The sequence below is a fragment of the Oryzihumus sp. JJN4-3R genome, from assembly GCF_057747915.1.
In genome coordinates, this window is the sequence record NZ_CM173229.1 from 856,475 (window position 1) to 868,871 (window position 12,397).

At 71.6% G+C, this 12,397-nt stretch carries 11 protein-coding genes; 4 read left to right on the forward strand and 7 right to left on the reverse strand.

The window, feature by feature from the left end; genetic code table 11:
• Window positions 1–103: 103 nt before the first annotated feature.
• Both aspS and AC3ANM_RS03895 read right to left on the reverse strand, forming a co-directional pair.
• The gene (gene aspS / locus AC3ANM_RS03890) at window positions 104–1,894 is read right to left on the reverse strand and encodes an aspartate--tRNA ligase (RefSeq protein ID WP_488286828.1); all 1,791 of its coding nucleotides are present in this window, start codon (window positions 1,892–1,894) and stop codon (window positions 104–106) included.
• 75 nt (window positions 1,895–1,969) lie between these two features.
• A complete protein-coding gene (locus AC3ANM_RS03895; protein ID WP_488286829.1) occupies window positions 1,970–2,347 on the reverse strand; it encodes an MmcQ/YjbR family DNA-binding protein in 378 nt (125 codons plus the stop codon).
• A 950-nt stretch (window positions 2,348–3,297) separates the two neighbouring features.
• On the opposite strand from AC3ANM_RS03895, the gene AC3ANM_RS03900 reads away from it, so the two are divergent.
• The gene (locus tag AC3ANM_RS03900; RefSeq protein WP_488286830.1) at window positions 3,298–4,458 is read left to right on the forward strand and encodes an HNH endonuclease signature motif containing protein; all 1,161 of its coding nucleotides are present in this window, start codon (window positions 3,298–3,300) and stop codon (window positions 4,456–4,458) included.
• Between the two features lie 201 nt (window positions 4,459–4,659).
• Here the strand turns inward: AC3ANM_RS03900 and AC3ANM_RS03905 are convergent, their stop codons facing one another.
• Entirely contained in the window at window positions 4,660–5,013 is a 354-nt protein-coding gene (locus AC3ANM_RS03905; protein WP_488286831.1) for a YchJ family protein, read from the reverse strand.
• Between the two features lie 300 nt (window positions 5,014–5,313).
• Here AC3ANM_RS03905 and AC3ANM_RS03910 point away from each other — a divergent pair, with 300 nt between their 5' ends.
• On the forward strand, window positions 5,314–6,240 hold the full coding sequence (locus tag AC3ANM_RS03910) for a TerC family protein (protein ID WP_488286832.1): 927 nt from the start codon (window positions 5,314–5,316) through the stop codon (window positions 6,238–6,240).
• A gap of 107 nt (window positions 6,241–6,347) precedes the next feature.
• Window positions 6,348–7,457: a baeRF3 domain-containing protein gene (locus tag AC3ANM_RS03915; protein ID WP_488286833.1), complete on the forward strand. Its 1,110-nt coding sequence runs from the start codon at window positions 6,348–6,350 to the stop codon at window positions 7,455–7,457.
• Window positions 7,458–7,489: 32 nt separating this feature from the next.
• On the opposite strand, the gene AC3ANM_RS03920 is transcribed toward AC3ANM_RS03915, so the two are convergent.
• Both AC3ANM_RS03920 and AC3ANM_RS03925 read right to left on the reverse strand, forming a co-directional pair.
• Window positions 7,490–7,912: a helix-turn-helix transcriptional regulator gene (locus AC3ANM_RS03920; RefSeq protein WP_488286834.1), complete on the reverse strand. Its 423-nt coding sequence runs from the start codon at window positions 7,910–7,912 to the stop codon at window positions 7,490–7,492.
• A gap of 33 nt (window positions 7,913–7,945) precedes the next feature.
• A complete protein-coding gene (locus AC3ANM_RS03925) occupies window positions 7,946–8,872 on the reverse strand; it encodes a LysR family transcriptional regulator (protein WP_488286835.1) in 927 nt (308 codons plus the stop codon).
• 87 nt (window positions 8,873–8,959) lie between these two features.
• Between AC3ANM_RS03925 and AC3ANM_RS03930 the strand changes: the two genes are divergently transcribed.
• On the forward strand, window positions 8,960–9,874 hold the full coding sequence (locus AC3ANM_RS03930) for an EamA family transporter (protein ID WP_488287908.1): 915 nt from the start codon (window positions 8,960–8,962) through the stop codon (window positions 9,872–9,874).
• Between the two features lie 147 nt (window positions 9,875–10,021).
• Here AC3ANM_RS03930 and AC3ANM_RS03935 read toward each other — a convergent pair whose 3' ends face one another.
• Both AC3ANM_RS03935 and pyrG read right to left on the reverse strand, forming a co-directional pair.
• Window positions 10,022–10,678, reverse strand: a complete 657-nt coding sequence (locus AC3ANM_RS03935; RefSeq protein WP_488286836.1) for an NUDIX domain-containing protein — start codon at window positions 10,676–10,678, stop codon at window positions 10,022–10,024.
• Window positions 10,675–12,390 carry a CTP synthase gene (pyrG, locus tag AC3ANM_RS03940; protein WP_488286837.1) on the reverse strand — a complete coding sequence of 572 codons (1,716 nt, stop codon included), beginning with the start codon at window positions 12,388–12,390 and terminating at the stop codon, window positions 10,675–10,677. The genes AC3ANM_RS03935 and pyrG overlap by 4 nt, the downstream gene beginning before the upstream one ends.
• Between the last annotated feature and the right edge of the window lie 7 nt (window positions 12,391–12,397).

Below are 12,397 nucleotides of genomic sequence, written 5' to 3' on the forward strand. Positions count from 1 at the left end.
CCACCACATCTCCGCGCCGGCCGGGGAACACCGGTGACCACACGGCATACACGGCAGTGGCCCCCGCCCCGGTGAGGGGCGAGGGCCACTGGTGGCGCTGGGGTCAGGCCTCGGGCTGCTCGCGCGGCTCGGGCTTGGCGTCGACGCCGGCCTCCTTGCGCTGGCCGTCGGTGATCGGCGCGGGCGCGTCGGTCAGCGGGTCGACGCCGCCACCGGACTTCGGGAAGGCGATGACCTCACGGATCGAGTCGGCACCGGCGAGCAGGGCGACGATCCGGTCCCAGCCGAAGGCGATGCCGCCGTGCGGCGGGGCACCGAAGGCGAAGGCGTCGAGGAGGAAGCCGAACTTCTCCTGCGCCTCCTCCTGCGAGAGGCCCATGACCTTGAAGACCCGCTCCTGGATGTCGCGGCGGTGGATACGGATCGAGCCGCCGCCGATCTCGTGGCCGTTGCAGACGATGTCGTAGGCGTAGGCCAGGGCCGGGCCCGGGTCGGTGTCGAAGGTGTCCATGAACTCGGCCTTGGGCGAGGTGAACGCGTGGTGCACCGCGGTCCAGGCGCCCGAGCCGACGGCGACGTCGCCGCTGGCGGTGGCGTCCTCGGCCGGCTCGAACAGCGGAGCGTCGATGACCCACAGGAACGCCCAGGCGGACTCGTCGATGAGGCCGCAGCGACGGCCGATCTCGAGGCGCGCGGCGCCGAGCAGGGCACGGGAGTGCTTGGCCGGGCCGGCGGCGAAGAAGATGCAGTCGCCCTTGTCGGCGCCGACGAAGTCGGCCAGGCCGGCGCGCTCGGCGTCGGTGAGGTTCTTGGCGACCGGGCCGCCGAGCTCGCCGTCGTCGCCGACGAGGACGTAGGCCAGGCCCTTGGCGCCACGCTGCTTGGCCCACTCCTGCCAGGCGTCGAGCTGCTTGCGCGGCTGGGAGGCGCCGCCGGGCATGACGACAGCGCCGACGTAGGGCGCCTGGAAGACGCGGAAGGTGGTGTCCTTGAAGAACTCCGTGCACTCCACGAGCTCGTTGCCGAAGCGCATGTCGGGCTTGTCGGAGCCGAAGCGGGCCATCGCCTCGTGGTAGGTCATCCGCGGGATCGGCGTGGTGATGTCGTGGCCGACGAGCGCCCACAGCGACTTCAGGACGGCCTCGCCGAGCTCGATGACGTCGTCCTGCCCGACGAAGCTCATCTCGATGTCGAGCTGGGTGAACTCCGGCTGGCGGTCGGCGCGGAAGTCCTCGTCGCGGTAGCAGCGCGCGATCTGGTAGTAGCGCTCCATGCCGGCGACCATGAGCAGCTGCTTGAACAGCTGGGGGCTCTGCGGCAGGGCGTACCAGCTGCCCGGCTGGAGACGGGCCGGCACGAGGAAGTCGCGGGCGCCCTCGGGGGTGGAACGGGTCAGCGTCGGCGTCTCGATCTCGACGAAGTCGCGCTCGGCCAGGACCGTGCGGGCGGCCTGGTTGACCTTGCTGCGCAGGCGGATCGCGGCGCCCGGGCCGGGGCGACGCAGGTCGAGGTAGCGGTGCTTGAGGCGCGCCTCCTCGCCGACGGTGACGCGCTCGTCGATCTGGAACGGCAGCGGCGCGGACTCGCTGAGCACCTCGACCGTGGAGGCCACGACCTCGATCTCGCCGGTGGGCAGGTCGGCGTTGGCGTTGCCCTCGGGGCGCTGGCGCACCTCACCGGTCACCTTGACGACGAACTCGTTGCGCAGGTGGTGCGCCTCGGCCTCGGCCAGCACCTCGTCGCGGACGACCACCTGGGAGACGCCGGACGCGTCGCGCACATCGAGGAACGCCACGCCACCGTGATCGCGCCGACGGGCGACCCAGCCCGTGAGCGTGACGGTCTGACCGGCGTGGTCGGCACGCAGCGTGCCGGCCTCGTGAGTGCGAAGCACGGTGATGTCCTTAGCTTGAGGGTGTGCGGGATGCCCGCCCATCCTACGGACTCCCCCGCCCCTCCCCCGAACCGGTTAACCGCCCTCCACCTCGGCGTCGACCTCCGCCAGCAGCGCCTGCGCCGCCTCGGTGCGCCACGAGTCGGTGATGACCTCCTCCAGCTCCGACGGGCCGATCGCGTCGAGCCGCACCAGCACGGCCCTGTACCCGTTGTAGTGGTCGGTCGTGAAGAAGACCGCCGGGTCGGAGGCGAGCAACGCCTCCTTCTCCCCGAGGTCGGCGACGCGCACGACGATCACACCCGGGTTGGGCACCTTCGGCTTCTTCGGGTCGATCCGCTCCCGCCACAGCCAGACGAACCCCTTGCCGGCCCCCGCGAACGAGAAGCCGTCGCCCTCCGTCGCCTCCGGCAGCGCCAGCGCGATGCGCCGCACGTCCTCCTGGGTCGCCATGCCCGCTCCCCTCACCTCGGTCCCGCGCGGCACCACTCCCCCACACGGTATGCCGTGTCGTCACCTCCGCGGCACTGTCGCCACCTCCAGCCCACGCGAGCCGGTGCGCGTCGTCGCGGTTACCGGCCTTCCGGATCGCAGTGGCCTCGCCCACGGCAGACGTGAGGGTCATCCGGTAGGCGCTGGGGAGGCGTGCGGTCCTTCTCCCCGCTCAGGTGCCCGGAGGCGGTTCAGGCGGCTGGGGCACCTGCAGTTGCCGGAAGCGCTCGCGTGGCGCGGAGAGTGCTGGTGGCTGGGAGAGCTCACGTATGGAGGCGAACTCGCGTGCCTCGGAGCGCTGGCATGACTCGCAGAGGTGGCAACGCCAGGTGGCCATGGACAGGACGTAACCTTTGCGCTCCCGCGGCAGCAGCGGCTCGTCTGTCAGCGTGAACCCCGCCGCAGCGGCCACCAGCGCGCTCGCCAGGTTGTCCTCCGCGATGCGCAGCCGGCGTCGGCGTAGCCCGCGGCACGCGCCACCGGGAGCACGGCCCGGACGGAGCGTGCTGCCAGCGCCCGGCCCCGGTGCTCGTGTCCCACCGCGTACGCGGGCTCGCAGGTCCCCGGCTCCTCCGTGCCGAAGAGGAGCACCTCACCGAGCGGCTCCTGCCCGTCCAGGGTGACCGCTAGCTGGAGCAGGCCCGCGGCCCGACCTAGGCCGGCACCGTGCACGCCAGTCGCAGAGGCACAGGGACAGCCGGAACGGGATGGTGGACGCCACCGGCTGTGCCAGCCAGTTTGGGGCGATGCGGCCTGCCAGTGGTCGAATATATGTTCGAATCATGCACCAGGGGGATCGTCATCAGGGGGCTGCGGCCAGCGGTTCCGGTGGCGTGCCCGCCTCACTGTCAATGGCGGGTCGGCGGGAATGCCTGCGAGCCGCGGTCGTGGCCTTGACCGGGCTGGAGGCGGTGACGCATGAGGTGGCGGGCGCCGAGCTGGGGGCCCTGTTCGGTGAGCTGGACGAGCTGGTCCGCGGTGCCCGGGCCGGGCAGGTCGCGGTGTTGGGTGAGGCGGTGGAGCGGGGCGAGGTGGTCTCGTCGTGCGCGTCGGCGACGGCATGGGTGCTGGAGTGGGCGCCCTCGTATCGGTCCGGTGGGGTCAGGGACCTGGTCACGGTGGCCACCGCGTGCGCCGGGCGGCCGGTCGCGGCCGGTCAGGTGCTCGACCACGGCAGCGCGCGGCGGCTGCGGTCGTGCGTGCTGTCCGGGCGGGTCGGGGTGCGGGCGGCGGCGGTCGCGCTGGCCGAGATGCACAAGCTCGCGCCGCGCCTGACGCCGGCGGCGGTCCCGACGGTGTGGGAGGGCTTCCTGCATGTGGCTGAAACCGGCGGTCCGCGGGAGGTCCGGGCGTTGCGGGAGCAGATCATCGCCACCTACGGCCGCGACCAGGAGTTCCAGGTGCGGCAGGACCGGCTCAAGCACGGGGTGAGCCTGTCCCAGCCCCGCGGTGATGACGGGATGGTGGAGTACCTCCTGCGTCTGGACCCCGAGGGGGCGAGTGTGCTGGAGGCGGCGATCGGGCCGTTGTCCGCCCCGCAACCCGCCGAGGGTGTCTCGGATCTGCGCAGCAGCGACCAGCGGCGCGGGGACGCGCTGGTCGAGGTGTGCCGGCGATCGGCCGCGGCCGGGGAGGAGCTCTCGGCCCAGCCCAAGGCCATGGTCTACGTGACGATGGACCACGAGAAGCTGCGGGACGCCTGTGGGGCCGGGACGGTGCTGGGCGACGGGACCCTGCTCGGCCCGGAGACGGTCCGCCGGATCGCCTGCGACGCCGGGATCATCCCGGTGGTGCTGGGCACCGACGGGGAGATTCTCGACCTGGGCCGCACAAGACGCCTGTTCACCCCGGCGCAGCTGAGGTACCTGTGGCTGCGCGACAAGGGGTGCACGATCCCGGGGTGCACGGTCCCGCCGTGGTGGTGCGACGGGCACCACGTCACGCACTGGGCCGACGGCGGACCCACCGACCGGCTCAACGCCGCCCTGCTCTGCGGGCGGCACCACACGATCGTGCACCAGCGAGGGTTGACCGCCACGGTCACCGACGCCGGGGTGACCTGGCACCTCTGACGACCCCGCCCCGCACCCGGCCGGAGACGACCGGGTCAGAGGCATGCCTGACCGGGGCCCCCAAGACCGAGCCCTCTCGCCCTGGACCGCCCCTCGCCCACCGCCCACCACCACCTCCCGGGCCGGGCCGGGCCGGGCCGGCCGGATCACACACTGCGCCGACCGAGATAGAGGTATGCCCGGACAACCCCTCAACGGTGGTCAGTCCCTGAGGTCGCCCTCGACATAGACCCACCGGCCGGCACGGCGGGTGAACCGGCTTCGCTCGTGGAGCACCCCGCGGTCGCGACCATGCCGCCACGAGGCCCGGAACTCCACCTCACCCTGGTCGTCGTCGGGGCCGCCGGCGCGCGTGTCGAGGACCTCGAGCCCGGCCCACACCATCTCCGGGTCCAGGTCGAGGTCCACCGGTCGGTGAGCCGGGTGCCACGTCCGCACCAGGTAGTCACCAGCTCCCACGACGAAGGCCGCGTACCGCGAGCGCATCAGCTCCTCGGCGGTGAGCGCCGACCGCTCGCCGTCGTGCAGCGGACGGCAGCACGCGGCATACGCCACTCCACACCGGCAGGGACAGGGCAGAGCACTCCCCGGGGTCGCGCCGAACGCGCCGCTCACGGCCGCCGCCTTGGCGTCCCCGGCAGGCGCACGCCGGACGTCCGGGCACATCTGCCCCGAACCCTTGACATACGAAATCCATTTCGCTGATAGTGAAGAGAACGGATGGGGAGTATCCCCCTGAGCGTCGTCGTCAGGACGGGTCGGTCAATACCGGCCCCGGCGCCGCTGGTCCCGACCACATGTGGTCGCGTCGACCGGGAAAGACCTCCGTGAATCCTCGATTCACTGGAGTCTGTCATGGTCGTCCCCCTTTGGGCGTGGCTCGTGGTCCTGACGGTCATCGTCGCCATGCTGGTCATCGACCTCCTGGCGCATCGCAAGGACCACGTCATCTCCGCACGGGAGGCGGCAACCTGGTCCGCGGTCTGGGTAGGACTGGGCCTCCTCTTCGGCGGCGTCGTCTGGGCCACGCTCGGTGCGCAGGCAGGTAGCGAGTACCTCGCCGGCTACCTCATCGAGAAGAGCCTGGCGGTTGACAACGTCTTCATCTTCGCCCTGATCTTCGGCTACTTCGCGGTCCCCCGCGAGCTGCAGCACCGCGTCCTCTTCTACGGGGTGATCGGCGCCTTGGTGATGCGCGCCGGCTTCATCGCCGGCGGTGCGGCACTGCTTGATCGCTTCCACTGGTTGCTCTACGTCTTCGGCGCCTTTCTCCTCTTCACGGGATGGCGCATGTACCGGCACCGCAATGCCGAGTTCGACCCGAGCGGCAACCCGGTCCTGCGGCTGGTGCGGCGGGTCGTGCCGAGCACCAGCGAGTACGACGGGAGGCGGTTCTGGGTGCGCCGCGGTGGGCGACTGCTGGCCACCCCGCTGTTCACCGTCCTGGTGTTCGTCGAGGTCACCGACATCATCTTCGCTGTCGACTCGATCCCGGCGATCTTCGCCGTCACCGAGTCACCCTTCCTCGTCTTCACCAGCAACGCATTCGCGATCCTCGGGCTGCGCGCCCTGTACTTCCTGCTGGCCGAGCTCATGCATCGGTTCGTGTACCTGAAGACCGGACTCGCCGCGGTCCTGGTATTCGTCGGCGTCAAGATGCTGGTCATCGACCTGTGGAAGGTGCCGGTCGCTCTCTCCCTGGCCGTCATTGCCGCCTGTGTGGGCGTGGCGGTCGTCGCCAGCCTTCGCGCCACCCGGGAACCGGCGAGGCCGACGTCATGACTTCCCGCGCTCCAACCCTCGTGGACGCACACGCCCAAACGCAGCCTGCACCACCTGCACCACCGCACCCCTCCTGCCCAGCCCGCGACCGAAAGGGAGCACTCCCGATGACCACTGCCACCAACCACGCCCCGGCGTCTCCGCAACCGCGCGCCCTGCGCTGGTCCGACGTCGCCCAGCTGACCATCAGCACCGGCTTCCCCTGTGTCACCATCACGTTGCCCACCAAGCCGGCTGCACGAATGACCCCCTCGGACCAGGAGGAGCTCGACGTCCTTGTCCAGCAGGCCGAGCAGATACTCAGGGCTACCGGCCTGACCAACGTGGGGCCGGTCATCTCCGCCCTACGCGAGCTCGCGGCGTCCGCGACCACCGGGCGGACTGGCCATGCCCTTGCCCTGTACGCCTCCAAAGCCGTCCGGCGGTCGTTCCGGCTACCCCAGACCAGCACACGGCGCGTGGTCGTGGAGTCCACGTTTGCCACCCGGGAACTGGTCGCGGCGCTGCACCGGACCCCGCCGCACCTGCTCCTCACGCTGTATCCCAGCTGCGCCCATGTCTACGAGGCGCAGCAGCACACCCTGGTGCTTCGTTCGACCGTGCACGTGGGCGACCAAGCGTCCACCGCGGTGGACCCCACGGACCCTGAGGAGCTCTCCCGCCTGACCATGGACGCCTTCCTGGGCGACGTCGAGGCTGAGCTCGCCCGGCAGCGGGCCACGTTCCCGTCCCCCTTGGTCATCGCGGGGACGCCCCGGCTGATCGACCTCTTCGCCAGGAGGTCGAGCCACTGCTACCGCCTCGCGGGCATGATCGACACCGCATACGCCCAGACCCAAGACGAGCTGCTGCGCCGGTCCGCGGTGGCCCTGGAGCGCTACCTCCTCGCACGGCAGACCGACGCCCTGGCGTTGGTGCGTCGCGCGGAAGCTGGGGGCACCCGCTTTCTGGCCAGTGGCATCGAGGCTGCGTGGCAATGCGCTCGCCGTGGCCAGGCCGTCATGCTCGTGGTGGAGCAGTCCTACAGCGTGCCGGGCCGCGTCGGCGGACACCCGATGGACCCGCAGGACTACGAGCCCGCCGACCCCACCCACATCCACGACCTGGTCGACGACCTGGTCGAGGAGGTCATTCGCCGGGGCGGTCAGGTGGCCCTCGTGGACGACGGCGCCCTGACGGATCACCACCGGGTCGCTCTCGTCACCGCCCACCCCTGACCCACAGCCTGCCGGGCCAGGAGACCAGATCGTCAGGGGGTCGTCCGCCCCGGGGCCGGATGCGCAGTGGCGTCCGGCCCCGTGACGGGCAGGGGCGGCCAGACGCAGCCGCGGACCAGCTCGAGGAAAGCTCCCACGGGAACCCCGGCCTCGAGTGGATGCCGGAAGGGCAGGTCCTCACGCACGGCATACCGGTTGCGACGCCCCACTCGTTCCCTGGTGAGGTAGCCAGAGGACTCGAGGTCGGCGACGATCAGCTGGACCGCGCGTTCGGTGATCCCCACGCGGGCAGCCACCTCACGCAGGAGCGCATCAGGGTCGGTCGCAAGGGCGACAAGGACGTGCCCGTGGTTCGACACGAACGTCCAGCCGTTCGCCATGCCGCCCAGATTACAGAACCGCGATTCGCCGTTCTCGGGGGTGTGGTCCTCGCCGCTGGCAGCGGTGCCCGCCACGGACGAGGCATGACGCCGCACGGAACGCGCCCCTCACCGTCGACCCCCGGCCACCGGCACCAGCGTCGAAGGAGCCGCGGCAAGCGCGTCGACGACCGCCGCCAGAGCCGGGCTCTGCCCCATCGTGCGACGCCACACCGCAGTCACCGTGCGCGTGGGCACGGGGTCGTGCACCGGCACCGCCACCACCTCCGCCGGGAGCGGCCCCCGCCCCAGCCGCGGGACCAGCGCCACGGCCAGTCCCTGCCCGACCAGCGCGATGTGCGAGGCGAACTCCGCAGCGAAGTGCTCGATCCGCGGAGCCCGACCGATGTCGTGGAACATCTTGGTGAGCCACTGGTGGCAGATCGACCCCGGCGAGACGCTCACCCAGACCTCGTCGGCAAGCACCGCCGCCGTCACGCTGTCCTGACCGGCGAGCCGGTGATGGCGATGGACGAGCACGTCGGCGAAGTCGGCCCCCAACGGCCGCGAGGCCAGGTGGTCGGGCAGCGCCAGCGGGAGCGGCTCCCAGTTGTGCACCACCGCTAGGTCCACCTGCCCGGTGGCGACGAGGTCTACGGCGTCCCACGGCTCGGCCTCGCGCAGCGCCACGTGCAGGTCCGGGGCGTCCGGGCGCAGCCCGGCCAGGGTGGGCGCCACCAGCCCCCGCGCCGCCGTGGCGAAGCTCGCCAACCGGACCAGCCCCGAGGGACGCCCCGTCGTCTGCTGCAGCTGGGCCTCCAGCCGCTCCATCTGCGCCAGCAGGTCATGGGCCGAGGCAGCGAGCAACCGCCCTGCCTCGGTGAGCATCACGCCACGGCCGTACTTCTCCAGCAGCACGACCCCGGCCCGGGCCTCGAGTCGCTTCACCTGCTGGGAGACGGCACTGGCGGTGTAGCCCAGCGAGTCCGCCGCTGCCGCCACGGATCCCAGCCGGTCGACCAACGCGAGGGAACGCAGCGCCACGGCATCGATCATGAAGCGAGGCTACATCGTCAGGCCCAGAAACGTTTGCTGGTGCTTCACGGTTTGTCCTGCGAGGGTCGAGGCATGCCCTCCCAGACGCTGCCCACCCGCGACGCCGCGCGAGCCGTCCTCGTCGCGCTCATCTGGGGCGTCAACTTCATCGCCATCGACCGTGGGCTGCAGTCGGTCCCGCCGCTGCTGTTCGTCGCGCTCCGCTTCCTGCTGGTCTGCTTCCCGGCCGTCCTGTTCGTCCCGCGCCCTCAGGCACCGTGGCGGCTGGTCGTGGCCATCGGGGCGTTCATGAGCCTGGGCCAGTTCAGCCTCGTCTACCTCGCCATGCACCTGGGGATGCCCGCCGGGCTGACCCCGCTGGTGCTGCAGTCCCAGGTGCTGCTGACCGTCCTGTTCTCCAGCCTCGCACTGCGCGAGCACCCGACCCGTGGCCAGCTCGCGGGAGTGGTGGTCGGGGCGGCTGGCCTCGGCGTCGTCGCGGTGGGCCGCAGCGCGCAGGCACCGTTGCTGCCGCTGCTGCTGGTCGTCCTGGCCGCCGCGTCCTGGGCGGTGGGCAACGTGCTGGCGCGCCGCGCGCGACCGAGCTCCGGGCTGTCTCTGGTCGTGCGGTCCGGGCTCGTCGTCCCCGTGCCGATGCTGGTGCTGTCGCTGCTCGTGGAGGGACCCACCGCGCTGAGCAGCGCCATCGCCCACCCCGATGCCGGAGCCCTGCTCAGCGCGATGTTCACGGCCTACCTTGCCTCCCTGCTCGGCTACGGCCTGTGGAACTCGCTGCTGGCACGCCACCCCGCCTCGGCCGTCGTGCCCTACACGATGCTTGTCCCGGTTGCCGGCATGGCCGCCGCCTGGCTGGCGCTGGGTGAGGTGCCCACCGCCCTCGAGGTCCTCGGCGGGGCGCTGCTGCTCGCCGGGGTGGCCGCCGCGGCACTGCTGGCCCGGCGGCGCCGCCCGGTCTCTGTACCGTCGGCCACCGGGCCGGCTCCCGCACCCACGCTGCGATAGCCCCACCGCAGAAGATCGGCGCCCGGAGGGTCGCCGAACGACGCCGCCGCCCCGACCTCGCGGGTCGGGGCGGCGGCGGGTGCGCCAACCGAACGGCGGCTCACCGGTTCACCAGCCCAGCGGTGCAGCTGGCCCTAATTCAGTCCCTCAGCGGTATGCCGGGTGCTCGGGCCAGGGGGCGTCGTGCGGTCGCAGCGTTCCCCAGTTGAGCTCACGGGCCGCGTAGGTGGTGAGGATCCCGATGATGGCGGCCGGGTTGTGCAGCCGTCCGGTGAGGACGGCGGCAACCGCCTCGTTCAGGTCGACCCAGCGGGCCGGCATACCGAGCTCCTCCCCTTCCCGCTCGTGCCGCTGCTCGTGCGGCACGGCGGACAGGTCGCGGGCAAGGAAGATGCGCAGCACCTCGGAGAGGCCACCCGGGGAGGCGAAGTGGTCGACGAGCACGTCCCAGCGCCCGGCAGCCAGGTCCGCCTCCTCGTGCAGCTCGCGCGCCGCGGCCTCCCACGGCGGCTCGCCGTCGACGTCGAGCAGGCCGGCCGGCAGCTCCCAGTCGTAGTGGCCGACGGGGTGGCGGTACTGCTGGATGAGCAGGATCCGACCGCGGTCGTCGAGCGCGACGGTGCCCACGGCGCCGGGGTGCTGGACGTACTCCCGGCGCACGACGCCGGCCTCGCCGAGGTCGACCGTGTCGCGCACGACGTCCCAGACCATGCCCTTGAGCAGGACCTCACGCTCGCTGACCGGACGGGACTCCAGCCGGTCCCGCAGGTCGCCCGCGCCGATCGAGGGCGCGTCCAGGCTCACGGCGCCGCGACGGGGTCGACGACGACCTCGGCGTCGGCCTGGCGCGGCCGCTCGACCTCGACCAGGCGCGACTGGCGCTGCTGGTCGATCGCGGCGCCGACCAGGCCGGCGAACAGCGGGTGCGCCTTGTCCGGGCGGGACAGGAACTCCGGGTGGGCCTGCGTGGAGACGTAGTACGGGTGCACGTCGGCGGGCAGCTCGACGAACTCCACGAGGGTGCCGTCCGGGGAGGTGCCGGAGAAGCGCAGGCCGACGTCCTCGAGCTGCTGGCGGTAGGCGTTGTTCACCTCGTAGCGGTGGCGGTGACGCTCCTCGACCTTGGTCGAGCCGTAGGTCTCGGCCACGACCGAGCCGTCGGCCAGGGCCGCGGGGTAGAGACCCAGGCGCATCGTGCCGCCGAGGTCGCCGGCACCCTCGACGAACGCCTTCTGCTCCTCCATCGTCGCGATGACCGGGTGCGTGGTGCCCGGGTCGAACTCGCTGGAGGAGGCGTCGGCGATGCCGGCGACGTTGCGGGCGTACTCGATGACCATGCACTGCAGGCCCAGGCAGATGCCCAGGGTCGGGACGCCCCGCTCACGGGCCCAGCGCAGCGCACCGAGCTTGCCCTCGATGCCGCGCACCCCGAAGCCGCCGGGCACGAGGATGGCGTCCACGCCACCGAGCGCCTTCTGGGCGCCGGCCTCGGTCTGGCACTCGTCGCTGGCAACCCAGCGGATGCGGACCTTGGCGTCGTGGTGGAAGCCGCCGGCGCGCATGGCCTCGGTGACCGACAGGTAGGCGTCCGGCAGGTCGATGTACTTGCCCACCAGGGCGATCTCGACGTCGTGCTCGGGGTTGTGCACCCGGCGCAGCAGCTCGTCCCAGTCGTGCCAGTCGACGTCTCGGAACGGCAGGCCCAGGCGGCGGATGACGTAGGCGTCCAGGCCCTCGCCGTGCAGCACCTTGGGGATGTCGTAGATGCTCGGGGCGTCGACGGCAGCGGCGCAGGCCTCGGTGTCGACGTCGCACATCAGCGAGATCTTGCGCTTGATGTTCTCCGGGATCTCCCGGTCCGCACGCAGCACGAGCCCGTCGGGCTGGATGCCGACCTGGCGCAGCGCGGCCACGGAGTGCTGGGTGGGCTTGGTCTTCAGCTCACCGCTGGGGGCGAGGTAGGGCACGAGCGAGACGTGCAGGAAGAACACGTGGTCGCGGCCCACGTCGTGGCGGACCTGGCGGGCGGCCTCGAGGAACGGCAGCGACTCGATGTCGCCGACGGTGCCACCGATCTCGGTGATGATGACGTCGGGCCGCTTGTCGGCGGGCAGCTCGGCCGTGGCGCGCATCCGCGCCTTGATCTCGTTGGTGATGTGCGGGATGACCTGGACGGTGTCGCCGAGGTACTCCCCGCGCCGCTCCTTGGCGATGACCTGGCTGTAGACCTGCCCGGTCGTCACGTTGGCGGAGCCGTCGAGCTCGACGCCCAGGAAACGCTCGTAGTGCCCGATGTCCAGGTCGGTCTCGGCCCCGTCGGCGGTGACGTAGACCTCGCCGTGCTGGAACGGGTTCATCGTCCCCGGGTCCACGTTGAGATAGGGGTCGAGCTTCTGCATCGTCACCCGCAGACCGCGGGCCCGCAGGAGATGTCCGAGGCTCGAGGCGGTGAGCCCCTTGCCGAGCGAAGAGGCGACGCCTCCGGTCACGAAGATGTGCTTTGTCTGCTCAACCACGGACTTG

Excerpts from the sequence above, each read along its gene's own strand:
- AC3ANM_RS03915 (WP_488286833.1), top strand. The coding sequence starts at position 6,348 with ATGACCACTGCCACCAACCACGCCCCGGCGTCTCCGCAACCGCGCGCC.
- AC3ANM_RS03895 (WP_488286829.1), bottom strand. The coding sequence starts at position 2,347 with ATGGCGACCCAGGAGGACGTGCGGCGCATCGCGCTGGCGCTGCCGGAG.
- AC3ANM_RS03925 (WP_488286835.1), bottom strand. The coding sequence starts at position 8,872 with ATGATCGATGCCGTGGCGCTGCGTTCCCTCGCGTTGGTCGACCGGCTG.
- AC3ANM_RS03910 (WP_488286832.1), top strand. The coding sequence starts at position 5,314 with ATGGTCGTCCCCCTTTGGGCGTGGCTCGTGGTCCTGACGGTCATCGTC.